The organism is Oerskovia rustica, from assembly GCF_014836555.1.
GTDB lineage: Bacteria > Actinomycetota > Actinomycetes > Actinomycetales > Cellulomonadaceae > Oerskovia > Oerskovia rustica.
In genome coordinates, this window is sequence record NZ_JACSQQ010000011.1 from 1 (window position 1) to 23,176 (window position 23,176).

General features: G+C 71.6%; 24 protein-coding genes and 1 tRNA gene. 11 read left to right on the forward strand and 14 right to left on the reverse strand.

The genetic code is table 11. The annotated features are described in order from the left end of the window. Positions 1–125: 125 nt before the first annotated feature. The 4 genes from H9652_RS08020 to H9652_RS08035 form a co-directional block, all read right to left on the reverse strand. Positions 126–863 (reverse strand): glycerophosphodiester phosphodiesterase, encoded by a 738-nt coding sequence (locus tag H9652_RS08020; protein ID WP_191795796.1) that lies wholly within the window; start codon positions 861–863, stop codon positions 126–128. After that, positions 860–2,227, reverse strand: coding sequence for an ABC transporter substrate-binding protein (locus tag H9652_RS08025; protein WP_318244043.1), 1,368 nt, complete (start codon positions 2,225–2,227; stop codon positions 860–862). Before H9652_RS08025 ends, H9652_RS08020 begins: the two co-directional genes overlap by 4 nt. Positions 2,228–2,294: 67 nt before the next feature. Further along, positions 2,295–3,278 carry a carbohydrate ABC transporter permease gene (locus H9652_RS08030; RefSeq protein ID WP_191795797.1) on the reverse strand — a complete coding sequence of 328 codons (984 nt, stop codon included), beginning with the start codon at positions 3,276–3,278 and terminating at the stop codon, positions 2,295–2,297. After that, on the reverse strand, positions 3,275–4,252 hold the full coding sequence (locus H9652_RS08035) for a carbohydrate ABC transporter permease (RefSeq protein WP_191795798.1): 978 nt from the start codon (positions 4,250–4,252) through the stop codon (positions 3,275–3,277). The genes H9652_RS08030 and H9652_RS08035 overlap by 4 nt, the downstream gene beginning before the upstream one ends. Positions 4,253–4,475: 223 nt before the next feature. Between H9652_RS08035 and H9652_RS08040 the strand changes: the two genes are divergently transcribed. After that, entirely contained in the window at positions 4,476–5,240 is a 765-nt protein-coding gene (locus H9652_RS08040) for a hypothetical protein (protein ID WP_191795799.1), read from the forward strand. Here the strand turns inward: H9652_RS08040 and H9652_RS08045 are convergent. After that, positions 5,228–6,493 (reverse strand): Fic family protein, encoded by a 1,266-nt coding sequence (locus H9652_RS08045; protein WP_318244044.1) that lies wholly within the window; start codon positions 6,491–6,493, stop codon positions 5,228–5,230. The two genes, H9652_RS08040 and H9652_RS08045, sit on opposite strands and share 13 nt — an antisense overlap. 213 nt (positions 6,494–6,706) lie before the next feature. On the opposite strand from H9652_RS08045, the gene H9652_RS08050 reads away from it, so the two are divergent. After that, positions 6,707–8,086 (forward strand): FAD-dependent oxidoreductase, encoded by a 1,380-nt coding sequence (locus H9652_RS08050; protein ID WP_191795884.1) that lies wholly within the window; start codon positions 6,707–6,709, stop codon positions 8,084–8,086. A 75-nt stretch (positions 8,087–8,161) separates the two neighbouring features. On the opposite strand, the gene H9652_RS08055 is transcribed toward H9652_RS08050, so the two are convergent. Together H9652_RS08055 and H9652_RS08060 are read right to left on the reverse strand one after the other, a co-directional pair. Further along, complete coding sequence (locus tag H9652_RS08055) at positions 8,162–8,749, reverse strand: TIGR03086 family metal-binding protein (protein ID WP_191795800.1); 588 nt, start codon at positions 8,747–8,749, stop codon at positions 8,162–8,164. After that, positions 8,746–9,120 carry a VOC family protein gene (locus tag H9652_RS08060; protein WP_138826235.1) on the reverse strand — a complete coding sequence of 125 codons (375 nt, stop codon included), beginning with the start codon at positions 9,118–9,120 and terminating at the stop codon, positions 8,746–8,748. The genes H9652_RS08055 and H9652_RS08060 overlap by 4 nt, the downstream gene beginning before the upstream one ends. Before the next feature lie 137 nt (positions 9,121–9,257). Between H9652_RS08060 and H9652_RS08065 the strand changes: the two genes are divergently transcribed. Next, positions 9,258–10,853 (forward strand): methyltransferase domain-containing protein, encoded by a 1,596-nt coding sequence (locus H9652_RS08065; RefSeq protein ID WP_191795801.1) that lies wholly within the window; start codon positions 9,258–9,260, stop codon positions 10,851–10,853. 3 nt (positions 10,854–10,856) lie between these two features. Here H9652_RS08065 and H9652_RS08070 read toward each other — a convergent pair whose 3' ends face one another. Then, positions 10,857–12,059, reverse strand: coding sequence for an MFS transporter (locus tag H9652_RS08070; RefSeq protein ID WP_191795802.1), 1,203 nt, complete (start codon positions 12,057–12,059; stop codon positions 10,857–10,859). A gap of 138 nt (positions 12,060–12,197) precedes the next feature. Between H9652_RS08070 and H9652_RS08075 the strand changes: the two genes are divergently transcribed. Both H9652_RS08075 and H9652_RS08080 read left to right on the forward strand, forming a co-directional pair. After that, positions 12,198–12,770, forward strand: a complete 573-nt coding sequence (locus H9652_RS08075) for a TetR/AcrR family transcriptional regulator (RefSeq protein ID WP_191795803.1) — start codon at positions 12,198–12,200, stop codon at positions 12,768–12,770. Between the two features lie 76 nt (positions 12,771–12,846). Continuing rightward, entirely contained in the window at positions 12,847–14,664 is a 1,818-nt protein-coding gene (locus H9652_RS08080) for a glycoside hydrolase family 2 protein (RefSeq protein ID WP_191795804.1), read from the forward strand. A 7-nt stretch (positions 14,665–14,671) separates the two neighbouring features. On the opposite strand, the gene H9652_RS08085 is transcribed toward H9652_RS08080, so the two are convergent. Beyond that, positions 14,672–15,397, reverse strand: coding sequence for a M15 family metallopeptidase (locus H9652_RS08085; protein WP_191795805.1), 726 nt, complete (start codon positions 15,395–15,397; stop codon positions 14,672–14,674). A 135-nt stretch (positions 15,398–15,532) separates the two neighbouring features. On the opposite strand from H9652_RS08085, the gene H9652_RS08090 reads away from it, so the two are divergent. From H9652_RS08090 to H9652_RS08100, 3 genes are all read left to right on the forward strand, one after another. Further along, a complete protein-coding gene (locus H9652_RS08090) occupies positions 15,533–16,207 on the forward strand; it encodes a response regulator transcription factor (protein WP_191795806.1) in 675 nt (224 codons plus the stop codon). Continuing rightward, on the forward strand, positions 16,204–17,352 hold the full coding sequence (locus H9652_RS08095; RefSeq protein ID WP_318244045.1) for a sensor histidine kinase: 1,149 nt from the start codon (positions 16,204–16,206) through the stop codon (positions 17,350–17,352). The genes H9652_RS08090 and H9652_RS08095 overlap by 4 nt, the downstream gene beginning before the upstream one ends. Positions 17,353–17,422: 70 nt before the next feature. Further along, positions 17,423–18,007, forward strand: coding sequence for a hypothetical protein (locus H9652_RS08100; protein ID WP_191795807.1), 585 nt, complete (start codon positions 17,423–17,425; stop codon positions 18,005–18,007). A gap of 1 nt (position 18,008) precedes the next feature. Here the strand turns inward: H9652_RS08100 and H9652_RS08105 are convergent, their stop codons facing one another. After that, positions 18,009–18,575, reverse strand: coding sequence for a pyridoxamine 5'-phosphate oxidase family protein (locus H9652_RS08105; protein WP_191795808.1), 567 nt, complete (start codon positions 18,573–18,575; stop codon positions 18,009–18,011). 91 nt (positions 18,576–18,666) lie between these two features. Further along, the gene (locus H9652_RS08110) at positions 18,667–19,650 is read right to left on the reverse strand and encodes a DUF2804 domain-containing protein (protein WP_191795809.1); all 984 of its coding nucleotides are present in this window, start codon (positions 19,648–19,650) and stop codon (positions 18,667–18,669) included. A 147-nt stretch (positions 19,651–19,797) separates the two neighbouring features. On the opposite strand from H9652_RS08110, the gene H9652_RS08115 reads away from it, so the two are divergent. Further along, complete coding sequence (locus tag H9652_RS08115) at positions 19,798–20,037, forward strand: hypothetical protein (RefSeq protein WP_191795810.1); 240 nt, start codon at positions 19,798–19,800, stop codon at positions 20,035–20,037. 100 nt (positions 20,038–20,137) lie between these two features. Here H9652_RS08115 and H9652_RS08120 read toward each other — a convergent pair whose 3' ends face one another. Together H9652_RS08120 and H9652_RS08125 are read right to left on the reverse strand one after the other, a co-directional pair. Continuing rightward, positions 20,138–20,899, reverse strand: coding sequence for a class I SAM-dependent methyltransferase (locus H9652_RS08120; protein WP_191795811.1), 762 nt, complete (start codon positions 20,897–20,899; stop codon positions 20,138–20,140). A 50-nt stretch (positions 20,900–20,949) separates the two neighbouring features. Beyond that, positions 20,950–21,150, reverse strand: coding sequence for a hypothetical protein (locus tag H9652_RS08125; RefSeq protein ID WP_191795812.1), 201 nt, complete (start codon positions 21,148–21,150; stop codon positions 20,950–20,952). Between the two features lie 607 nt (positions 21,151–21,757). Here H9652_RS08125 and H9652_RS08130 point away from each other — a divergent pair. After that, complete coding sequence (locus tag H9652_RS08130; protein ID WP_191795813.1) at positions 21,758–22,435, forward strand: PAS and ANTAR domain-containing protein; 678 nt, start codon at positions 21,758–21,760, stop codon at positions 22,433–22,435. A gap of 10 nt (positions 22,436–22,445) precedes the next feature. Here the strand turns inward: H9652_RS08130 and H9652_RS08135 are convergent. Beyond that, a tRNA-Lys gene (locus H9652_RS08135) sits at positions 22,446–22,517 on the reverse strand. Between the two features lie 332 nt (positions 22,518–22,849). On the opposite strand from H9652_RS08135, the gene H9652_RS08140 reads away from it, so the two are divergent. Further along, complete coding sequence (locus H9652_RS08140; protein WP_191792120.1) at positions 22,850–23,134, forward strand: iron-sulfur cluster biosynthesis family protein; 285 nt, start codon at positions 22,850–22,852, stop codon at positions 23,132–23,134. Positions 23,135–23,176: the final 42 nt, after the last annotated feature.

Here is a 23,176-nt window from a genome sequence, read left to right on the forward strand (position 1 = left end):
CCAGATGCAGCGTAGTCTCGTGGGCTCGGAGATGTGTATAAGAGACAGATCCAGGGGCCTCTGCCCGCGTCGACGTGCTGCGGCGCGTCACGTCGCGCGTGTCCGGGCGCACCCGGGTGCCGGTCTCACCGCGCGGCGAGCCACCCCCGCAGCCGGTCGGGACGGTCGGTGATGACCGCGTCGACGCCGGCCACCAGGGCCAGGGTCCACTGCGCGGGCTCGTTCAAGGTCCACACCATGACCTGGAGCCCTGCGGCGTGCAGCTCGTCGACCAGGCCGGGCCGCTCGACGAGCAGGTGACCCGCCGGGTTGCACGTCATGACGCCCAGGTCGGCGCACGTCGCGAGCAGGCCGTCGGAGAGCTCGCCGATCAGCAGTCCGCGGCGCAGGTCCGGGGCCACCTTCTGCAGGGCTGCGACCGTCGAGGGCCAGAAGCTCTGCCCGATCACGCGGTCGGCGAGCCCGGCGCGCAGGACGGGCTCGGTGACCTTGCGGACGTCGTCGGGACCCCAGTCGCCCTTGATCTCCAGCAGGAGATCGATGCCCGGGTGGGTCACGAGGAAGTCCAGGAGCTCCGTGAACGTCGGGACGCGCTGCCCGGCGTAGGCCGGGGCGAACCACGAGCCCGCGTCCACGGCGCGGACGCCCGCGAGCGGGAGCGCGTCGACGCGACCGGTCGCGTCGGTCGTGGCGTCGAGGGTGTCGTCGTGGATCACGACGACCTCGCCGTCCGCGGTGAGCTGCACGTCGAGCTCGATGCTGTCGGCCCCCGCGCGCCACGCGGCCTCGAACGCGGCGAGCGTGTTCTGCGGGGCGACGGACGAGTTCCCGCGGTGCGCGACGACCTGGATCTGGCCCGTCACAGGTAGGGCTCCACGTTCTCCTGGTACGCCTTCTCGAGACGCGGCGTGATCGACGCGAACGCCTCGGCGGCGGGCGTGCCCTTGAGCACGATCTGCTCGATCCCGTCCGTGAGGATCTGGTCGCCGCCCGGCACGAAGACCCGGACCCAGTCCTGCGAGCGTGACTTCTCGGCGAGCTGGTCGACCGCCGTGCGGAACTGCGGCGTGGCCGCGTAGATGCTGCTCATGGTCTCTCCCTCGACCGCGGACGTGCGCACCGGCATGTACCCGGTGTTCTGGGAGAAGTATGCGGTGTTGTCCGCGTCGGTGAGGAAGGCGAGGAACATCGCGGCGGCGAGCTGCTGCTCGGGCGTGCGCGAGGCCGGGATGGCGAGGCCCGTGCCGCCGGTGGGCGTCCCCGAGCCGCTCGGGCCGTCGGGCAGGTAGGCCGTGCCGACCTCGAACGTGGCCGCGTCGAGCAGACCCGTGAGGCTGCCCGTGGACCCGATGGTCGACGCGAAGATGCCGGCGGCGAAGTCGGCCCCGGCGTCGGTCCCGACGCCTGCGACCTTGGACCCGTGGAACAGGTCGTGCAGGAAGTCGCCCGCGGCGAGCGCCTGCGGGGTGTCGAGCGTGACCGTGAACTCGTCGCTGTACTGACCGCCCTGGCCCCACAGCATGTTCTCGAACCACCAGGCGGCCCACGACGTGCCGGTCGCGAGCCCGAGGGGGGCGCCGTCGGCCGGGACCTGGGCGCGCAGGGCGGGGGCCCACTCGGCGAGCTCGGCCCACGTCGCGGGGCCGCGGTCCGGCAGGCCGGCCTTCGCCCAGAGGTCCTTGTTGTAGTAGAAGAGCGGCGTCGAGCGCGCGTACGGCACCGCCCAGTGCTTGGCGTCGTACGCGTAGTCGCCGTACAGCGTCGGGTTGTAGTCGGCGACGTCGACGTCGAGGTGCGCGAACACGTCGTCGAGCGGCATGACCTGGCCGTTGACGTAGTAGCGGAACCACCACACGTCGCTCGCGATGACGAGGTCGGGCAGGTTGTTCGACGACGACGCGGCCTGGAAGCGCTGCGCGACCTCGTCGTACCCGGCGCCCGCGGTCACGAGCTTGACCGCGATGTCGGGGTGCTTCGCGTTGAAGCGGCGGATGAGCTCCTCCTCGATGGCCTTGGAGGCGCCGGGGTGGTTGCTCCACCACGTGATCTGCGAGGCGGGCTTGATCGTGGACCAGTCGGTGCCCGCGGAGGCGGACGGGGCGGACGTGCCGCCGCCGACGGTCGGTCCCGCGCACGCGGCGAGGGTGAGGGCGAGGGCGCCGAGGCCGCCGAGGCGCAGCACGTCGCGTCGCGACGGGGTCCACTGGGCGGGCAGGGGCTGGTTCACGTGATGCTCCTTGGGGTGGGGAACAGCGACCCGGCAGGTGCCGGGGGGACAGGGGAGGACCGGCAGGTCAGCCGGTCACGGCTCCGGCGGTGAGCCCGGCGACGAGCCGGCGCTGGAGGAACAGGAAGACGATGAGGATCGGGAGGGTCACGAGCACGGTCGCGGCCATGAGGACGCCCCAGTTGTTCATGCCGTCGACGCTCTGCAGGAGCGTGAGGCCCACGGGGAGCGTCATCTTCTCGGCGTCGTCGGTCACGAGGAACGGCCACAGGTAGTCGTTCCACTCGGCGACGACGGACACGAGCGCGACGGCCGCGATCGTGGGGTAGGACAGCGGCACGACGAACCGCCACAGCTTGCGCCAGTGGCCGGCGCCGTCGAGCTCGGCGGCCTCGAGGATCGAGATCGGCAGCGACAGGAAGTGCTGACGGAACAGGAAGGTCCCGAACGCGCTCGCCAGTCCCGGCACGAGGATGCCCTGGTAGGTGTTGAGCCACCCGAGCTGGGCGACGAGCGTGTAGTTGGGGATGATCGTGATCTGCTGCGGGATGAGCAGCGTGAACAGGACCAGGACGAACACCGCGCGCTTGAACGGGAAGTCGAGGAAGACGAGCGCGTACGCGCAGCACAGGCCGAGCAGCAGCTTGAGCGTCGAGCCGACGACCGTCAGGCCCACGCTGTTGAGGAACAGCTGCCCGACGGGGATGCTCTGCGTCGTCTGGACGTAGTTCGCGAGGTCGAGGTTCTGCGGGAGCCACTGGAGCGGGATCGAGTACAGCTCGTCGGGGCGCTTGAAGCTCGCGAGCACCATCCACACGAGCGGCAGCGCCATGACGACGGTCGCGACCAGGAGGGTCGCGTACGAGCCCAGGTGCAGGGGCCGACGACGGCGCGTGCGCTCCGGCGTGCGGGCGCCGCTCGGGCCGTGGCCGGCACCGCCGGGGGCCGGTGGTGCGTCCACGGGGGACCCGGGGTGCTGAGCGCGGGGCGCGCCCGAGGTCGTGCGAGGTGCGGTGGTGGGGACGTCCCGGACCGGGTTCTGGACGCTCATGCGTAGTGCACCTTCTTCTCGACGAAGCGCAGCTGGACGACCGTGACGACCAGCAGCAGGAGGAAGAGGATCGTCGCGACGGCCGACGCGTAGCCGGCGCGACCGGTCACGAAGCCCTCCTCGTAGATCTGGTACATCAGGGTCGTGGTCGAGCCGAGCGGCCCGCCCTTCGTCATGGCCTGGATGATGTCGAACGACTGGAGCGAGCTCAGCAGCGTCGTGACCGTGAGGAAGAAGGTCGTGGGCGCGAGCAGCGGCAGGACGATCGAACGGAACGTGCGGGCCGAGGACGCGCCGTCGAGGGCGGCTGCCTGCTTGAGCTCCTGCGGGACGGCCTGGAGACCGGCCAGGAAGATCAGGGCGACGTACCCGACGTTCTTCCACAGGTAGACGACGATGATCATGACGAGCGCCCAGGGCGAGGTGGTGTACCAGTCGGGGGACTCGAGCCCGATCGCGCGCAGGCCGGCCGAGAGCAGGCCGTAGCGCGGGTCGAAGATGAACAGCCACAGCATGCCGACCGCGACGCCCGACAGGACGTAGGGCGCGAACGCGACGGTCCGCGCGAACCCGCGGCCCTTGAGGCGGCGGTTGAGCAGCAGGGCCAGGCCCAGGCCAAGGACCAGCGAGCCTCCCACGGTCGCGACCGTGAAGACGCCCGTCGTGACCATGACGTCGGCCGTCGTCGGGTCCTGGAACCACTCGACGTAGTTGCCGAGACCGACCGAGCGGGCCGTGGGGGAGCCCATGTTCCACTGCAGGGTCGAGTAGTAGAAGCTCTGCAGCAGCGGGCGGTAGACGAACACGAGCAGCAGGACCACGTTGGGCCCCGCGAGGAGCAGGAACGCGAGCCAGGTGCGCAGGGCCCGCGGGGTGGGGCGGGAGAAGCGGGACCGGGCAGCCGAGGCCCGTCCGGGGATCGTCCGACGGCGTGCAGGTGGCGCAGGGCGCACGGGGGCTGACACGGAGGTCATGGGGTGGGGCTCCAGTCACGAGCGGGTGGACGCCGTCACCCTAGGAGGGCGAAGTGTCCGAGAAGTGGCCTCAGCGGCTCCGTTCCCCGAACGTTCCCGAGGCGTTCATCGGCGCCTCGACGCGAGGTCATCGGGGACGCCGGAAAGCCATCTCCAGGGCGGCGGCGGAGAGGGCCTAGCATGGGCGGTCCGGCTCCTGCCGGGCCCGACGACGAGGTGAGCGATGACGCACGAACAACAGGACCTGCGGAACATCAACGTGGGGCGCGGCACCGGCTTCACGGTGGCCCTGTTCCTCCGCGACCGTCTGGCGCTGCCCGTGGCCGACGACGTCCCGGCGCTCGTCCCCCGCATCACGGTCGAGGCGTTGTCGGGCGACGAGGCCGCGGCGCTCGCGGACGGGTGGCGCGAGTGGTGGGACCGGTTGATCGAGGTGCCCACCGGGCGCGACGTCAGGCCTGCGTCGGAGCGGCTGGCGACGGTGTTCGACACCGTCGTCGACGAGGCGCGGGCGTGGGCCGAGCAGATGGTGCGACCGAACTTCTTCTTCTCGGAGGCCGATCTCCCCGACGGCTACGTCCCGGAGCCGATCGGCGACCCGGACGTCCTGGTGGTCTACGACATCGAGCTCGTTCCCGTGGGCGGCGCGTGGCACCGGGACCTCGGCCCGCACCGGCTGCTCGTCAGCGTCCAGACATGGGAGGACCCGGCGGTGATGGACGCGCTCCTGAGGCCGCGGATCGAGCGGCTGCAGAGCCGTGTCAGCGCTGCACCTCGGAGGTCACCTCAGGTGTGGCACCTGACGGTCGACGGTCAGGAGTTCACGGTCACCGACAGGCCCCACGAACCCGGGAGCTACGACTTCTCCTGGCGGAACGGGCCGATCGAGGGATATGGGTTCTCGATCGGTAGCTCGAGGGGAGAGCCGATGACCGAGGACGACCTGCGACGGGAGATCCGAGGCTTCGTCGAGGGCTACGAGCCCTGACGGTTCGCGGACCCGTCCGGGCTTCCAGAGTCCTCAGGGGCAGACGGCAGCGGTGCTGCCTTTCCGTAACCGGGGCGGCGCTTGCCGGCCCGCTCGGCGAAGTCGTCGAGTGCGCCAAGGATCTGCAGGGCTGACCACACGACGCCCTTGCGGTGGACCCGTGTCTCAGTGACGATCCCGGCTTGGGTGAGCGGGTCCATGTGACGCCGGACATTCGTCGGCCCGATCCCAAGCACCTCTTTCAGGACCTGTGCGTTGATGATCGGCTGGCGGGTGAGGAGGTCGGCGACCTCGTAGGTACGCGCACCCCGGCGCGCCGTGATTCGAGAGTCCCACTCGGCACGGATCGAGCGAACTTCCTGTACGAGGCGGCGTCCGTTGTCGACCGCGCGAGCGCTGGCGTGGACGAACTGACTGATGAGGTCCTCCGGGTGCCCTTGCCGGTAGGTATCGAGTGCGGCGTAGTACGAGCCGACGTCCGCGAGGAGGCCCGCGGACAGTGGCATCGTGACATTCCGTGTCAGACCGGAGCTGTGCATCATCGCTTGGACAAGAGCGCGCCCGGTGCGCCCGTTGCCATCGGTGAAAGGATGGATCGTCTCGAACTGCGCATGGGCTATCGCGGCGTGTGCCAACGGAGGGACATCGTCACGCTTGATGAATGCGATGAGGTCGTCGATTGCCCCCGGCACCCGCTCGTGGTGCGGAGGGACGAAGTCGGCTCCCGCCGGCGAGTGGTCTACTCCGCCGATCCACACCTGCTCAGTCCGCCAACGCCCTGCCTGTTCTGGGTCGTCATGCTCCATGAGGGCGTGGTGCATGTGCAGGACCGTGTCCTGGTCGGGCTGGTGGGCCAACGCGAGTGCTGCGCGCATCGCGCGCGTGTTGGCAACGATGACGGGCGCGTTGGATCCAAATCTTGCCGCTCCGAGCTCGGCCATGGCGATCTGGCGGGCGGACGCAGTCAGTCGTTCGATCTTGGACGACGCGGCGGACTCGCTGCGCAAGAGGACTGCCGTGACGGGGGCGAGCTCGCTGCCCATCTCAGTGTCGAAGCGCGTGATCTCACGGGATGCGTCCTCGACCTCGGCGGAAAGAGGGGCGGGGAGCACTACGGGCAGCTCGGCGATCGGTGGGACGATTGAGGCTGTGTAGCGGCGCGCAGGTCTCCTGCCCGTCGTGCTCTCGCGTACGGAGAGCCACTCAAGTTGTTCGGCGGCCAGCGAGGGCCAGCGCATCTGATAACTCACCACCTCGATAAGTTATCACTTACGCGGTAACTGATAACTCACGGACACGTCGATGATCAGTTGACGGTCACGCACGGCCGTCCCCAGGGTCCTCCTCACCGCCTCCACCGTGCACCTTGACCTCAACCCTGGTTGAGGACGTACCGTCGAAGCGTGCGGCTGCCGACCCCGGCGTGGACCGCCCCTCCCCTCCTCGACCGGAAGGCGTTCTTTCCCGTGAGCAGCTCTCGTCCTTTGCGTGTCGCCATTGTTGGCGCTGGTCCTGCTGGTATCTATGCGGCGGACATTCTGTCGAAGACGGGTGTCGAGGTCGGTATCGACCTGTTCGAGCGTCTTCCTGCGCCGTTCGGGTTGGTGCGGTACGGGGTGGCTCCGGATCATCCGCGGATCAAGCAGATCATCGTGGCGTTGCACAAGGTGTTGGCGCGTGGTGATGTGCGGTTGTTGGCGAACGTGGAGTACGGGGTGGATCTCAAGCTGGATGATCTGCGGCAGTTCTATGACGCGGTGATCTTCTCGACGGGGTCGATCCGGGATGCGGCGTTGGCGGTCGAGGGGATCGATCTGCCGGGTTCGTTCGGTGCGGCGGACTTCGTGTCCTGGTACGACGGTCACCCTGACGTGGCGCGCACGTGGCCGTTGGAGGCGCAGCAGGTCGCGGTGCTGGGGGCGGGGAACGTGGCGTTGGACGTGGCGCGGGTGCTGGCCAAGCATGCTGATGATCTTCTTCCGACGGAGATCCCGGAGAACGTGTACCGGGGGCTCAAGGAGTCGCCGGTCACGGACGTGCACGTGTTCGCGCGCCGTGGTCCGGCGCAGGCGAAGTTCTCCCCGCTCGAGCTGCGTGAGCTGGGGCATGTGCCGGACGTGGACGTGATCGTGTATCCGGAGGACTTCGAGTTCGACGAGGGGTCGATGGCGGCGATCAACTCGTCGAACCAGACGAAGCAGGTCGTCAAGACCCTGACGGACTGGACGTTGAAGGACCCGTCGGAGTTCACGGCGTCGCGGCGGTTGCACCTGCACTTCTTGCACGCGCCGGTCGCGGTGCTGGGGGATGGCAGGGTCGAGGGGTTGCGCACCGAGCGGACCCGGTTGAACGGGGACGGGACCGTCAGCGGGACGGGGGAGTTCTTCGAGTGGCCGGTGCAGGCGGTCTACCGGGCGGTGGGGTACTTCGGGTCGCCGTTGCCCGAGATCCCGTTCGACGATCTCAAGGGTGTGATCCCCAACCGTGAGGGTCGGGTGATCGACATCGACGGTGCGCAGATCCCGGGTGTGTACGCGACGGGGTGGATCAAGCGTGGCCCGGTCGGGTTGATCGGGCACACCAAGTCCGACGCGTCCGAGACCGTCCGCCACCTCGTCGAGGACCTCGCCGACTCCCGCACGGCCGCCCACCCCAAGCCGGAGAGCATCGTCGAGTTCCTGACCGAGCGCGGGGTGGACGTGGTCCAGTGGGCCGACTGGGAGGTCCTGGACGCCCACGAGCGCACCCTCGGGGAGCCGCACGGGCGCGAGCGCATCAAGGTCGTGCCCCGCGAGGACATGATCCGCATCGCCCGCCGCCAGACCGAGGCAGCCACCGAAGCCTGAGGCAGCCACGCACCTCGACGGCGCCCCGCCCACCCGGGCCGGACGCCGTCGTCGTCCCTGCGAAGCCCGCCGCGCTCAGGCCTGACGCCCCGCCAGTCCGAGCAGCCTCGTGAGGTCGGACGCGTCGTCGGGCACGGGGAGCGGACCCGCGAACAGGCGGCTCGCCGCGAACATGCCCTTGCGGCGCCGGGCGTAGCCCAGGACGAACGACACGAGCTGCGGGCCCAGGTCCGCGTCGACGCCGATGCCCTGCGCGAGGTCCCACGCGTGGACCGTGAGGTCGAACGTCATCTGGTGCGCGTACTCGGTCGCCGGGGCGTCGCCGTACGACAGGTGCACCACCCGGTCCAGGGCGCCTGGTGCGAGGAACGCCTCGCGCGACTGGGTCGACGCGTCGATCCACGCGTCGACCGGGTCGTCGCCCAGGACGTCGCCGTCGAAGACCGTGCCGACGTCGGCGACCGTCCGGCCCGCGAGGAGCTCGGGCGCCCAGAGCTGCTCGGAGACCAGGTGGTTGACGAGGTCGTGGACGGTCCACTCGTCGTCGGGCGTGGGCAGGTCCCACTGGTCGTCCTGGACCCGCCGGACCAGGTGGTCGAACGCCCCGATCGCGTCGCCGTGCGCCGCCAGGAGGTGCTCGTGCGACGAGACCGCGGTGCTCACGGGTTGCTCAGGATCGCGAGGACGTTGCGCGCCGGGTCCTTGAACCAGGCGATCGCCGGGCCCTCGGGGCCGCGGGCGATGCCCTTGTCGTCCTGGTCGAACCCCACGTAGCGCTCGAACTCGACACCCTTCGCGGCGAGCTCGTCGACGGCGGCCTCGACGTCGTCGACCCCGAAGTTGAGGACCGTGAACGACGCTGCGACGTGGTTCTTCTTGGGGTAGACGAACACGTGGCCGCCCGACCCGAGGCGCAGGTCAAGACCCATGGGCGTCTGGTCGACCTCGATGCCCACGACGTCGGCGTAGAACGCCCGCGCGGCGTCCAGGTCGTTCACCGAGAAGCTGCTGAATGCGTTCGTCGTCGAGACCATCGGGTGCTCCTTGTCCACGGCAGATCCACAGGGGGTGGCGTCGTCGGCGCCTCTTCCACGATGGCACGGAACGCCGACGGTGACGAGGGGAGCGCCTCCGCTTGCGACGGACCCCGTCGGCGCGCGAAGGTACGCGGGTGCCTTCGACCCCCCTCGTCCGTCATGTCCTCTTCCCGGGACGCCACCACCTCGTGACCCGTTTCCAGGTCGACTACCTGCGGGCGCTGCGCGCCGGGCTGGTGAGCGACCTCGACGGCGTGCCCGTGCGCTGCTCCCCGGACGCAGTGGTGGTGTGGGCCGTGACGTCCGCGAACCATGCGGGCACGCGCCGCAACCCGGTCCCGGGGCACCGGCGCGAGGCGCTCATCGAGCACGTGACGGCAGTCGAGCACCTGCCGAGCCTCGTGGTCCCGGTCCCGGACGTGGCGCCGCACCCGCGGTTCGCGCACCTCGTCGCGACCACCGTCGAGACGGCGACCGGTCACGCCGTGACGCTCGACCCGCACGACACGGTCGTGGCCTGCTCGACCCCGGAGGTCATCGCGGCCTACCAGGAGCTCGGGTTCCGGGTCGTGGGCGTCGAGCTCGACGCGACCGACGCCCAGGGCGAGGGGCCCGCCCGCCCGTGGGACGCCGTCGGGCGCCTGGCTGCGGGGGACCCGACGTGGACCGACGTCGCGCACCCCGTCGTGCCGGGCTTCTTCCGGCGCTACGGGCTCGAGGCGCAGATCGTCCAGGTCTTCGCCGACCCGGTCGTCTCGGGCGACGGCGACCTCACTGCGACGCGCGACTACCGGACGTACGCCGCGGCGTTCGAGGACGCCTCGCGCCGCAAGTGGGAGCAGGTGCGCCCGTACGTGCTCCCCGGGCGGATCGTCGACATCGGCTGCGCGACAGGAGGGCTGCTCGAGCTCGTCGCGGCCGAGCCACGCCTGCACGAGTCGGACCTCTTCGGCGTCGACGTCGCGCGCCACCTCGTGGCCGAGGCCGAGCACAAGAAGACGCAGGGCGTGTTCGCGAACCCCAACGTGTGGTTCGTGCAGGCCAACATCCTGCGCGGTGAGGTCATGCCCGAGCGCAGCGTCGACACGACCGTCACGATCGCGCTCACGCACGAGATCTCCTCGTACGGCGAGGGCGTCCTCGACGTCGGACGGTTCGCTCACCGCACGTTCGTCCACACCCGCCCGGGCGGGGTCTGGATCAACAGCGACGTGTGCGGCCCCGCGGACGGCGACCGCGTGGTGCACCTGACCCTCCGGGACGACGACGGCGCGAGCCCGGGCGTCGTGACGGACCTCGACGAGTGGACGCGGCCCGACGTCGCCGCGCACGTCCGGGCGTTGTCGACGGCTTCCAGGATGCGCCAGTTCGCCGTCGACTTCCCGCGCCTGTCCGGTGCGTCGTTCGCGGTCGAGGAGGTCGCGGCTGCGACGTTCCGGCTCACGCTGCGCGACGCCATGGAGTTCCTCACGACCAAGGACTACGCCGACAACTGGCTGTCCGAGTGCCACGAGCGGTTCTGCGACCTGGACGGCGACGCGTGGGCCGACCTGCTGGCGGGTGCGGGCTTCGAGCTGGGGCCCGAGAGCGGTGCGTGGCGCAACGAGTGGCTCGTCGAGCACTCGTTCGCGCCCGTGGCGACGCTGACGGACGCAGCGACGGGTGAGCCGGTCGACTGGCCCGACACGCACGTGCTGACGGTCGCGCGCCGACCCGTGCTCGGCGCGTAGGGGTCAGTCGGCCCTGCGCGCGCTGACGACCTCGACCGTCCCGACGGCGGCGGCGAGGGCTGCCACGACGGCCGCGAAGACGAGGCCCGCCTCGCGGAGACCGACGACGCTCGTGAGCAGCCCGACGCCGATCGCCGGCACGGCGAGCATCAGGTAGAGGCCCGCGAAGAAGGACGAGGAGACCTCGCCGCGCTGGGTGGGAGGGACCTGCTCGACGGTCGTGGCGATCCCCGCGTTCAGGCACAGCCCACCGGAGACGCCCAGCACGGTCGCGGCGACGATCAACGGGACCAGCGTCGCACCGGCGAGCGCCGTCGCGAGGGCTGCGGACGCCAGGACGAGCCCCGCACACCCCACGGGAAGCGCGACGCGCGGCCGCATCCGTCGGGCGACGAGCTGGCCGACCGCCATGCCGGCGAAGGCGAGGAACACGACGGATCCGGCGAGTGCGTGGCTCTCGAGATGCAGCTCCCTGGCCAGGAACAGCGCCGTGACGGCGGTGAGCACGCCGGTGACGGCGAACCCGGTCCCGGCCGCGAGCACCGCGCGGGCGAACGCACCCCGGATCGAGGCGGGGACGCGGAGGCGGTGCGGTCGGACGCGCAGGCGACCGAGGTGGGCAGGGGCGGGTGCCCAGGCCAGGAGGCCGACGAGCGCCACGACGCACAGCACGAGATGGACGGCGTACGGAGTCGTCAGGGGCGAGGGGGCGGCGGAGGCGAGGACGCCCGCGAGGAGCGTGCCCAGTGCGAGCCCGCCGGTGTTCGCGGCGACCGCGAGCGTCCCGGCCGCAGCCTTCTTCTCCGCCGGGAACAGGTCGATGACCGCAGCGGTTCCCGTGCCGCTCATGAGCCCTGCGCCGAGGCCCGAGACCACGCGTGCGACGACGAGCAGCGGGAGCGATGGTGGCAGGAGGAAGAGGGCCGCGCTGAGGAGCGCGAGGCCTGCGGCGACCAGGAGCACGGGGCGCCGACCGACGTCGTCGGAGAGTCGCCCGAAGAGCGACAGGGCACCGACGACGCCGACCGCGTACACCGCGAAGAGCACGGTCACGGTCAGGGGGGAGAACGCGAGCTCGGCCGAGTAGATCGAGTAGAGCGGGGTGGGAAGCGTGGTTCCCATCATCGTGACGAGGAAGGCGAACGCCGTCGCGGTGATCGCGCGCCGGGACGGTCCGCGCGCGGGCTCTGCCGTGGTGGGTGACATGGACGGCACTCCTTGGTATCGAGTCAATGTGTCTCGAAAGGCTAGCAGGTTTCGATACACCGGGTCTCGTTATGGTGGGTCGGACTGCTGTCGTCGAAGTTTCGGTACAGCGAGCATCGAAACTGGTAGCGTCGGTGCATGGTTGACCCCACGCGACCGCTCGGCCGCCCACGCAGCGAGGACGCACGCCTGGCCGTGCTCCGCGCCGTCGACGACATGCTCGTCGAGGACGGCTATGCCGCGATGACGATGAAGGGCATCGCCGAGCGGGCGAAGGTCGGCCGCCAGACCGTCTACCGCTGGTGGTCGTCGAAGGCCGAGATCCTCCTCGAGGCGAGCGCGGCCGACGCCGCTCGCGAGCTCTCGGTGCCGCCCGGTCCCGACGCCGAGACCCAGGTCACCAGCTTCCTCGCTGCGCTCTCCGCCTTCCTGACGGGCTCGGACGCCGGGCTCGCCTACCGTGCCCTGCTGGGCGAGGCGCAGCACGACCGGCAGGTCGCGGAGCTGCTGCGCGGCACCGACGTGCTGGGCGACGCCGCGCGTGCGGTCATCCGTGACGCACAGGAACGCGGCGCCCTGGACGAGAGCGACGACGTCGGCGCGCTGGTCGCCGAGCTCGTCGGGCCGCTCGTGTTCCGCATCCTCTCCGAGGACTGGAGGGCGGAGCAGGGCGAGCTGCAGGCGATGGCCCAGCGCTTCCTCGGCCGTTGACCCGGCGGCGCGGCCCCAGGCGTGATACTCCTGATCCCTCCCGTCTCTCGCACCCCCGTCGCTTGGAGTCCTCTGCATGAGCGCGACCCTACCCACGCGCTGGACCGCCACGCTCGACCGCGACGCGCCGCTGCCCGAGTACCCGCGCCCGCAGCTCGCCCGCGACAGCTACCTCAACCTCAACGGGGTGTGGGAGTACGCCGTCACGGCGCAGGGTCCCGGTCCGGCGGGCTCGCTGGGCGGCACCGTGCCCGACGAGTTCGACGGCGAGATCGTCGTGCCCTTCTCACCCGAGTCGCCGCTGTCCGGGGTGGGACGCCAGCTCCAGCCCGACGAGGCGCTCTGGTACCGCCGCGACCTGTCGCTCCCGGACGGGTTCGTGCCCGACGACGGCCGCGTCCTGCTGCACTTCGGTGCGGTCGACCAGTCGTGCCGCGTCCTGGTCGACGGCGTCGAGGTGGGGCGTCACACCGGCGGCTACCTGCCGTTCGCGTGCGACGTCACGGACGCCCTCGCCGGTGCGCCGGGCGCGGCGCACGAGCTCCTCGTCGAGGTCACCGACGTCAGCGACACCAGCTTCCACGCGCGCGGCAAGCAGAACCTCGCGCGGGGCGGCATCTGGTACACGGCGCAGTCGGGTATCTGGCAGACCGTGTGGGTCGAGGCCGTGCCCGCCCTGCACGTCGCACGGCTCACGCTCGTGCCGGACCTCCCGGGCGGCCGCCTCGACGTGACCGTCCACGCGGGCGAGACGCCCGCCGGGGCGGGCGGCGGCGTCGGGCAGGACACGCCCGTGGCGCGCATCCAGGTGCACGACGGCGCCACCCTCGTCGCGCAGGTCGACGCGCCCGTGGGCGTGGTCGCCCGCGTCCCCGTGCCCGACCCGCACCTGTGGACGCCCGCGGACCCGCACCTGTACGACGTGACGGTGACCCTCGGCGACGACGAGGTGCGCAGCTACGCAGGGCTCCGGTCGTTCGGCGTCGGCCCCGACGCGCAGGGGGTGCCGCGCCTGCTGCTCAACGGCGAACCGTACTTCCACGCCGGGGTCCTGGACCAGGGGTACTGGTCCGACGGGCTGCTCACCGCGCCGTCGGACGAGGCCATGGTCCACGACATCGCGACCATGAAGGACCTCGGGTTCACCATGCTGCGCAAGCACATCAAGATCGAGCCCCTGCGCTGGTACCACCACTGCGACCGGCTCGGGATGCTCGTGTGGCAGGACATGGTCAACGGGGGCGGCCCGTACCGGCCCGCGGTCGTCAAGGCGCCCGTGCTCCTGCCGCTGCGCCTGAGCGACCGGTTCCACGCCCTGTTCGGCCGGGGCGACGCCGAGGGCCGCGAGGAGTTCCTCCGCGAGGTCGACGCGACCGTCGAGCACCTGCGCGACGTCGTGAGCCTCGCGGTCTGGGTGCCGTTCAACGAGGCCTGGGGGCAGTTCGACGCGGCCAAGGTCGCGGCCCGCGTCAAGGCCCTCGACCCGACGCGGTCGGTGGACCACGCGAGCGGCTGGCACGACCAGGGCGCGGGGAACCTGCGGAGCCTGCACGTGTACCTCAAGCCGTTCCGCGTACCGCCACGGCGTGACCGGCGGGCGCTCGTGCTCTCGGAGTACGGCGGCTACAGCCTGCGGGTCGAGGGGCACGTCGCCGGGGAGAAGGACTTCGGGTACGCGACGTACGCCGACGCAGGCGCGCTCGGCGCCGCGTTCGAGGCGCTGCACCGCGAGCAGGTCGTGCCCGCCATCGCGCGCGGCCTGGCCGCGACGGTCTACACCCAGGTCTCGGACGTCGAGGACGAGACCAACGGGCTGCTGACCTACGACCGGGAGGTCGCCAAGCTCCCGGCCGACCTGGTGCGCGCGGTCAACGTCGAGCTGCGGCTGGGCTGACGACGGTTCAGCCCGCGGCATCCGGGAGGGGCTGCGGGCAGGTGCCGCCCGGCGTGGTGGCCAGCTCGAAGTGCCACATCTCGTTGGCGTACGTCTGGCACAGCCCGTACCGCGCGCCCTTGCGGATCGTCCAGTCCGCGCCGTCGGTCGGCCCGATGTCGACCGCCCGTCCCTGCACGTGCTCGGACGTCTCGGGCGTGCTGACGAACTTCCGGGCCTCGGCGAGCGAGCCGTACCGGTCGACCGCACGGTCGAGGAGGCTCTGCTGGTAGTTGGTGCTGCGCCACCCGGACGTGACCCAGAAGTCGACGCCCGCCGCCTGCGCGTCGCGTGCCGCGGACTGGAGCGCTGTACGCAGGTCCTCGTCGAGCCCGGCGATCGCGGGGTGCTGGTCGTCGAACGGGTCGATCGTGTCGTCCTCCTGGCGCGGGTCGTCCTGGGCGGGGAGGTCCGGCGCGACGCCGGCCCCGGGCTCGGCGCCCGCTGCGCCGGCCCCGGTACCCGCGTCCTCGGTGCCGAGCGTGTCGGCGACGAGCGTGCGCAGGCCGCGGTCGGCGTCGGGCAGGAAGGCCCACGTGAGCGCCGCCACCACGGCGAGGACCGTGACGGCCGTGGCGAGGACGGCGGTGCGGCGCCGGCGGGCGCTCGGGCGGGGAGGTCGGGGCGCGCCGTCCTGCGGCGGTGCGGGGGTGGGCACCGGGGCGAACGAGGGCGGTGGGGTACGTGTGTCCATGACCACCACTGCACCCGTCGGCATGTTGTCCCGGCGTCTCACTTTTCGCAGACGTTTTCGACACACCCCACTTCCTAGACTGGCGGGGCGGGCCCGCCGTCGGAGGGGCCGGGCCGACGAGCGGGTGGAGGATCGATGCGGGTGCTGGTCGTCGAGGACGAACCGTTCCTGGCCGAGGCCGTGCAGACCGGGCTGCGGCGCGAGGCCGTCGCCGCCGACGTCGCGCTCGACGGGGAGGTGGCTCTCGAGATGCTCGGCCACACCGCGTACGACGTCGTGGTGCTCGACCGGGACCTGCCCGGGGTGCACGGCGACGACGTCTGCCGGTCGATCGTGGCCCGAGGCCTGCCGACCCGGGTCCTCATGCTCACCGCGGCGGGCACGCTCGACGACAAGACCCGAGGCTTCGGGATCGGCGCCGACGACTACCTGACCAAACCCTTCCTGCTGCCCGAGCTGATCCTGCGCGTGCGGGCCCTGGGGCGCCGCCCGGCCCCGCTCCCGCCCGTGCTGGAGGCCGCCGGTGTGCGGCTCGACCCGTTCCGCCGGGAGGTCTACCGGGACGGCGAGCACGTGCGCCTGAGCCGCAAGCAGTTCGCCGTCCTGGAGGTCCTGCTGGCCGCCGACGGCGGCGTGGTGAGCGCCGAGGACCTGCTCGAACGCGCGTGGGACGCGAACGCCGACCCGTTCACCAACGCCGTGCGCGTCACGGTCTCGACGCTCCGCAAGCGCCTGGGCGACCCCTGGGTCGTGCACACGGTGCCAGGCGTGGGGTACCGCGTCGGCGCGCCGAGCGGCGAGGCGTCGTGAGGTTCCTGCGCCAGACCGCCCGGCTCCGCCTGACGCTGAGCTATGTGGCCTTCCTGCTCGCCGCGGGGTTCGCGATGTCCGTCATCGTGTACGCCGTCATGCGCTTCGTCCCGAACTACCCGCTCACGGCGGCGAACCCGTCGGACGCCCATCTCTTCATCGCGTCGCGGGGCCAGATCCTGGACTCGCTGATCCAGGCCTGCGTCGTGGCGATGGGCGCGCTCGCCGTCGTCGGGACCGTGGGTGGGTGGCTCGTGGCCGGGCGGGTGCTGCGTCCGCTCACGGACCTCAACACCGCCGCGCAGGCTGCGGCGTCGGGCGACCTGTCGCACCGCATCTCGGCCCGGGGCACCAGGCGCGGACGGGACGAGTTCACGGACCTGGCCGACACGTTCGACACCATGCTCGAACGGCTGGAGCGCGCGTTCGCCGCGCAGCAGCGGTTCGCGGCCAACGCGTCGCACGAGCTGCGGACACCGCTCGCGGTCACCCAGACCATGCTCGACGTCGCGCGCGAGGACCCCGACGCCGTCGACCTCCCGCGCCTGCTCGAACGCCTCGACGTGACCAACCGACGCGCCACGGACCTCGTCGCGGCCCTCCTGCAGCTCGCGGCCCTCGACAGGTCGCCGATCGTCCGAGCGCCGTTCGACCTCGACGTCGTCGTCGAGGACGCCGTCGACGACGTCGCGCGCGAGGCCACCGAGCGCGGCGTCCGCGTCGAGGTGGACGTCGCGCCCGCGGTCGTGCCGGGCGACGAGGTCCTCCTCGCCCGTGTGGTCGACAACCTGCTGCGCAACGCGATCAGGCACAACCTGCCCCAGGGCGGGTGGGCCCGCATCGCGCTGGTCGACGCGGGGCTCGTCGTCCTGACCGTCGAGAACAGCGGCCGCGTCCTGACCGACGACGAGCTCAGGATCGCCCTGGAGCCGTTCGCCCGCCAGATCGGCTCCGTCGCGAGGACCCGCGACGACGTGGTGACCGACCGCAGCAGCAACGGTCTGGGGCTCGCGATCGTCTCCCGCATCGTCGAGCTGCACGGCGGGAGCCTGAGCCTGACGCCCCTTCCCGGCGGGGGAGTGAGCGCGCGGGTCGTGATCCCTCGCGGGGCGCGTCCGGTCGCCGCGGTCCGCGCCGCTCCCTGAGGCCGCGTGCGGCGGCCGGCAGGCCTGGCGCGCCCCTGCGCGCCGCGGCCCGTCTTCGTACCCTGGAGGCATGCTGCTCACCCGGCAGACGCTCAGCGGGCTCGAGGACGGCACGGTGTCCCTCGCGTACCGGCGCTGGCTCGCGCCGCGCGTGCGCGCGGGCGGCCGGATGAGGACGCGGATCGGGGTCGTGGAGGTCACGTCGATCGACCGGGTGGCGGAGGTGGACGGGGTCCCCGTCCTGCCCGACGACGACGCGCGCGCCGCAGGGTTCCGCTCGGCCGACGCGGCGCTCGCCTGGGCCGCCGCCAAGGGCGAGGGGGACCTGTACCGGATCGGGCTGCGGCACGTGGGGGAGGACCCGCGCGTCGCGCTGCGCCAGGAGGCCGACCTGTCCGCCGAGGAGGTCGAGGCGCTCCGGGAGAAGCTCGCCCGCATGGACCGGGCGGCGCCCGAGCCGTGGACGAGGGACTACCTCGACCTGATCGTCGCCCGACCCGAGGTCGTGGCTCGCGAGCTCGCGACCTCGATCGGCGTCGAGCGCGACTACTTCAAGATCCGGGTCCGGCGGCTCAAGGAGCTCGGTCTCACCGAGAGCCTGCCCGTGGGCTACCGCATCTCGCCGCGTGGGCGGGCGTACCTCGACGCGACGTAGGTCAGGCCAGCGGCGCGATGTCCACGCCGGGCAGCCCGTCGATGCTCGTCGCGTTCTTCTTCTGCCAGTACGCGTCGAAGTACTCGGGCTCTCGCCGGTCGTGCGCCCGGTCCAGGACGTCACGGTCCGCCACGAAGTCCATGAGCGGCACCGAGAACCCGCACGAGTCCGAGACCCGGTCCACCTCGACCACGACGATGCCGCGCTGCCCCGACTCGCGCTCCTTGGCGAACAGCGGGCGCAGGTCGTCGAACTCGGGCGTGCGGGCGAGGACGTACCGGCCCCGGCCGTGGAAGCGCACGATGTTCGGCGGTCCCTCGAAGGCGCAGAACATGACCACGATGCGCCCGTTCTCCTGCAGGTGCGCCGCGACCTCGGCCCCCGAGCCCGTGTAGTCGAGGTACGCGACCCGGTGCGGGTCGAGCACCACGAAGGTGCCCCCCATGCCCTTGGGTGAGACGTTGACGTGCCCGTCACCCGCGAGCGGGGCCGTGCCCACGAAGAACACGGGCTGGGACAGCACGAAGCGGGAGAGCCGGGGAGTGATCTCGTCGTGGACGGTCGCCATGGCGGCAGTCTGGCACCGAGGCGAGCGTCGCGAAGGTGCTGTCCACGTCCGAGGTGAGCGGTGCCGTCGGGCCTGCGGAGACCCCGTGCGGCTACCAGCGCTGCCGTGCCTCCTCGGCCCAGCCGACCAGCCCGTCCAGGTCCACCCACGCGCCCTCGTCCGTGCGCGCATGGCCCGACCACGTGCCGAAGCACTGGTGCGTCTCGCTGCCCACGACGAGCAGCTCGGTGCGTGCCACCCGCTCGTGGAAGGGCGTGAACACCGCCTCGACCCCGTCGCCCGAGACGTGCCACGGGGCGAGCCAGTCCGCGCGGTCGTACGTCCAGTCGAGCGTCGCGCCGATCTTGTGGATCCGCCCGTCCACCAGGAGCGCGTTCTCCGTGGCGCCCGTGCCGTCCGTCCACCCGCCGCCGAGCTGGATGCCGCGGCCGTGCCCGCTGCCCGCGGCCCAGTTCCACGTCATGGCGTAGGGCCATCGGCCGCGACCGTGGTCGAGCACCGCGAACGAGTCGTCGGCGCTGACGTCGTGCCGTGTGCCGCGCACCGTGAGCGCGCCGTGGACCGGGCGGGCGACGTCCTTGACCGTGTACTGGAACAGCCGGTCGCTCCACGGGACGACGACCCCCAGCGACTCGTGCCCGGGCGGGAGCGGGACGGTCAGGTCGAGGCTCACGTCGCGCGACGCCGCCCTGATGCGGGTGGACTCGGGGCGCTGCTCGATCACGATCGCGAGGTCCTTCGCGCGCGCCCCGACGCGGCCGACGCCGCTGCGCCCCGGCATGAGCACACCCCGCGCAAGAGGCACGACGACGTCGGTCACCGTCTCCTCGCCCGTCGCCCGGTCCAGGACGTACAGACCGTGGACGCCCGCGTAGTCGATCGAGGACGCGACGATCCCGACCACGTGGGTCGGCGTCGTCACGCCCCAGTACTCCCAGCGCTTGGTCCGCCCCCACCCGCGCAGGTTCGCGCGGTGCAGCGGGGTGCGCGTCCACCCGACCGCGTCCGGGTTCAGCCGGCCGTCCGGCAGGCACAGGTCGACCGAGGACGTGATCTCGCGCTCGTGCGTCGTCATGCGAGGAGGCTACTGGCCGATGGTCGGCCGGAGCGTCGTGCGGACGACACCTCGATGTCCTGCGCTCGCAACACGGACGAAACGACAGTGCTTCAGGATCGACACCACGGCCCCGGCAGCGGGGCGGTGACGACCCGAGGAGAGCCCATGAGCACCCAACGCCCCTACTTCCTCGCCCCGAGCACCCCGCACCGGCGCTCCCGGTCCACGCGGGCGGCCGGCGCACCCGGCATGCCCCGCACCGTCGAGTCCGGCGACCGCGCAGGCAAGCCCGTGCGCCGCGCCAACCCCGGGGACGAACGGACGATCGACCCCGCGGACCGCAAGCGTCGGGCGCTCGCGGCCCTCGGAGACCTGACGCGGGGGAACGCGGGGCTTGGCAGCTGAACCCGCTCGACCACGCCGGCGCTGACGCCGGTGGCTCGGCCGGGGTGTCAAGGGCGACACCTCTCCACCCGGCCCGACGGCGGCGCTCCCGTCCGGGCGGTCAGCGCGGCTTGCGCGCGTCGACCAGGAAGCGCGTCGTCGTCGCGACGAAAGGCCCCTCGGCCTCGATCTGCTCGTGCAGCGCGGCGAGCTGCGGGCGGTACTCCTCGACGGTGAACCCCGGGACCATCCACACGACCTTCCGCAGGAAGTAGATCACCGCGCCGACGTCGAAGAACTCGGTGCGCAGCTCCTCGAACCGCAGGTCGACGACCTCGAGCCCGGCCGCCTCCGCCGCGGCACGGTCGTCGTCGGGGTGGCGGCCGTTGCGGACCTCCTCGGGCTGCGGGCCCAGGAAGTGCTCGACGAGCTCGAACACGCTGTACGGGCCGACGTGCTGCGCGAAGTACGTACCGCCCGGGGCGAGGACGCGCGCGATCTCGGACCACCACGACTTCACGGGGTGGCGGCTCACGACGAGGTCGAAGGCCTCGTCCGCGAACGGCAGGGGCGGCTCGTCCGCGTCGGCGACGACCGCGACGCCGAGCGGGTGCAGGAGCCGAGTGGCCTGGGTGACGTTCGGGGGCCAGCCCTCGGTCGCGACGGTCAGTCGCGGGAACCGAGGGACCGAGGCGAGGACCTCGCCGCCGCCCGTCTGGAGGTCGAGGGCGGCGCTCGCGGTGGCCATGCGCTCGCCCATCGAGCGGGCGTAGCCCCAGGACGGACGTTGCTCGGTCGAGCGGCCGTCGAGCCAGGAGAAGTCCCAGCCGTCGACGGAGACGGAGGCTGCTTCGGAGACGAGGTCGTCGAAGGATCGCTTCATGCGTTCGATCCTGACAGGCCGGAGCAGGAGGTGGTCAGCTCATTCGGAGGTCAGCTGTTGTTGACGATGAGCGCGATCGTGGTGATCACAGCTCCCCAGAAGGCGATGCCGGCGCCGAGCGCGATGCCCATGCCGTGACCGCCGGAGCTGGAGTGCCCGCGCTGCTCACCGGCACGCACGGCCCACGCGGCGCGCACGGCGAGCGATACGCCGAGCACCACGAGAACCAGCCCCACCGTAACCCATACCATTGTCCCACTCTGCACATAGGAGGCCGCTGCCCGCAATTCGAAGAACCTCCTGGTACGTGGTGTTTTATGCCACACAGGGGGCGGGCGTAGAGCAAACCCTAGGTGTCGATCCTGGGAATGCCGACGGTGCTCACTGAGTGGGACGTCACCCCCTCTATGCATGGGACGTGCGAGTCAGTCGTCAAACGCGCACGGTCCCGGCCGGAGCCTGGCCAGAACCCGAGCCACGGGCTCGTCGCGGCCCAGATCGCCGATGACGAGGGGAGTCCCGACGTCGAGCGCGAGGGTCGAGATCGGAAGGAGTGCGTCCGATCGCCCGCCATCCGAACGCGGTTCGTCACCACCCGCTCGTAGGGGGTAATGTCTTCCTCGGTGGCGCGAAGTACCCCCTGCATCGCGCCACCACCTAACGTTCACGAAGCCCCTGCTCGGCCCCGGCCGGCAGGGGCTTCGTCGTTCCCGGACCGGTTCGCTGCGCACGGATCGTGCCCGCTCGACGGGCAGTGCGCCGTCGGGCCGTCCTCGCAGGTGAGGCAACGGATCCGGGCTAGTATCACCGAGGAGTCTGGAAGTAGGCCCGCTCCTTTCCCATGCCCTGGGGGCCTACTTGACCACTTCGTACAACCCGTCTCGCCGATTCGACCCCGAGCTCGCCGAGGCCCTGCTGCGCGGTGCGCCACAGATCGTCGGCCAGTTCATCCTCGACCTGTCCGACCAGAGCTGGTGGTGGTCCGACGAGCTGTACGCCATGCACGGCTTCCGGCCCGGCGAGATCATGCCCACGACCGCGCTCATGCTCGCGCACAAGCACCCCGAGGACCGCGAACGCGTCGAGGACGTCCTGCTCGCCGCCGTCGCCACGGGCGAACCCTTCAGCTCCGTCCACCGCATCGTCGACGCACAGGGACGGACGCGGACGCTCGGCGTCGTCGGACGCGGACGGCTCGACCGCCGCACCGGCGAGACCACGCACGTCTCGGGCTACTTCATCGACCTCACGACGACCCAGCGCGAGCTCGCCCAGCGCGAGGCCACGGCCGCGATCCGGGCGTCGTCCGCGAGCCGCTCCACGATCGAGCAGGCCAAGGGCGCCGTCATGGCGATCTACGGTCTGCCCGCCGACGAGGCGTTCGACCTCATGTGCCACCACTCGAGCATCAACAACGAACCCCTGCGCGACCTGTCACGGCGGCTCGTCGCAGAGCTCACCGCCGGCGGGGTCGCAGGTGCGCTGCGTCGGGCAGACCTCGACCGGTTCTTCGAAGGGAAGCGGCCGGTGCGGTGACTCAGGACGGTGGGCCCCGTGGGACTCGAACCCACAACCTACGGATTAAAAGTCCGCAGCTCTGCCATTGAGCTAGAGGCCCGGGCACCGTGCGCGCGCCTCGTCCGAGGCGGCACCAAGGCCCGCGCAGAGTCTACGCGCCGAGCCCCCGCCCGCGGCGAGGTGCCCACGGGTGGTGCGCGGCGCCGTCGGGCCTGGTGAGTCCCGGCGGCGCGTCCGCGCGGGGCGCGCACCCTACGTGCCCCGCGGGCGCCTGTCGCGCTCGATCCCACTGGGTGAGAGACACGCCGTGAATCGGCCCCCGACCTTGCGATCGGGCCCGATCCTTGTTTGGTTGGAGGCAACCGAAAGGCGCACGCCGAGGGTTCGTCGCAAGACTGCCCGTGCGTCCCCAGGCAACCGAGAGGAGCTTCCATGCTCACCCTGACCGACAACGCCCGCGATGCAGTCCAGGACCTCACCACGCGGGCCGGAGTGCCCGACGGTGGCGGCCTCAGGATCGCCGAGTCGGCGCCGCAGTCCGGCGACTTCGAGCTGGCCCTCGTCCCGAGCCCGCAGCCCGACGACACGGTCGTCGAGAGCGGCGACGCGCGAGTCTTCGTCGAGCCGACCACCTCGATCGCGCTCGCGAACCTCACGCTGGACACCGACCCTCGCGCGACCGAGGGACCTGGGTTCGTCCTCACGCCGCAGGCCTGACCGGCCCGCACCACCTGCGGGGCCTGACAGCCCGCACCACGT

What these genes read in the sequence shown, in the direction of transcription:
- H9652_RS08030 (WP_191795797.1), bottom strand. Translation starts at nt 3,278, where the DNA reads ATGAGCGTCCAGAACCCGGTCCGGGACGTCCCCACCACCGCACCTCGC.
- H9652_RS08035 (WP_191795798.1), bottom strand. Translation starts at nt 4,252, where the DNA reads ATGACCTCCGTGTCAGCCCCCGTGCGCCCTGCGCCACCTGCACGCCGT.
- H9652_RS08040 (WP_191795799.1), top strand. Translation starts at nt 4,476, where the DNA reads ATGACGCACGAACAACAGGACCTGCGGAACATCAACGTGGGGCGCGGC.
- H9652_RS08060 (WP_138826235.1), bottom strand. Translation starts at nt 9,120, where the DNA reads ATGGTCTCGACGACGAACGCATTCAGCAGCTTCTCGGTGAACGACCTG.
- H9652_RS08070 (WP_191795802.1), bottom strand. Translation starts at nt 12,059, where the DNA reads ATGTCACCCACCACGGCAGAGCCCGCGCGCGGACCGTCCCGGCGCGCG.
- H9652_RS08075 (WP_191795803.1), top strand. Translation starts at nt 12,198, where the DNA reads ATGGTTGACCCCACGCGACCGCTCGGCCGCCCACGCAGCGAGGACGCA.
- H9652_RS08080 (WP_191795804.1), top strand. Translation starts at nt 12,847, where the DNA reads ATGAGCGCGACCCTACCCACGCGCTGGACCGCCACGCTCGACCGCGAC.
- H9652_RS08085 (WP_191795805.1), bottom strand. Translation starts at nt 15,397, where the DNA reads ATGGACACACGTACCCCACCGCCCTCGTTCGCCCCGGTGCCCACCCCC.
- H9652_RS08090 (WP_191795806.1), top strand. Translation starts at nt 15,533, where the DNA reads ATGCGGGTGCTGGTCGTCGAGGACGAACCGTTCCTGGCCGAGGCCGTG.
- H9652_RS08100 (WP_191795807.1), top strand. Translation starts at nt 17,423, where the DNA reads ATGCTGCTCACCCGGCAGACGCTCAGCGGGCTCGAGGACGGCACGGTG.
- H9652_RS08105 (WP_191795808.1), bottom strand. Translation starts at nt 18,575, where the DNA reads ATGGCGACCGTCCACGACGAGATCACTCCCCGGCTCTCCCGCTTCGTG.
- H9652_RS08110 (WP_191795809.1), bottom strand. Translation starts at nt 19,650, where the DNA reads ATGACGACGCACGAGCGCGAGATCACGTCCTCGGTCGACCTGTGCCTG.
- H9652_RS08115 (WP_191795810.1), top strand. Translation starts at nt 19,798, where the DNA reads ATGAGCACCCAACGCCCCTACTTCCTCGCCCCGAGCACCCCGCACCGG.
- H9652_RS08120 (WP_191795811.1), bottom strand. Translation starts at nt 20,899, where the DNA reads ATGAAGCGATCCTTCGACGACCTCGTCTCCGAAGCAGCCTCCGTCTCC.
- H9652_RS08125 (WP_191795812.1), bottom strand. Translation starts at nt 21,150, where the DNA reads ATGGTATGGGTTACGGTGGGGCTGGTTCTCGTGGTGCTCGGCGTATCG.
- H9652_RS08140 (WP_191792120.1), top strand. Translation starts at nt 22,850, where the DNA reads ATGCTCACCCTGACCGACAACGCCCGCGATGCAGTCCAGGACCTCACC.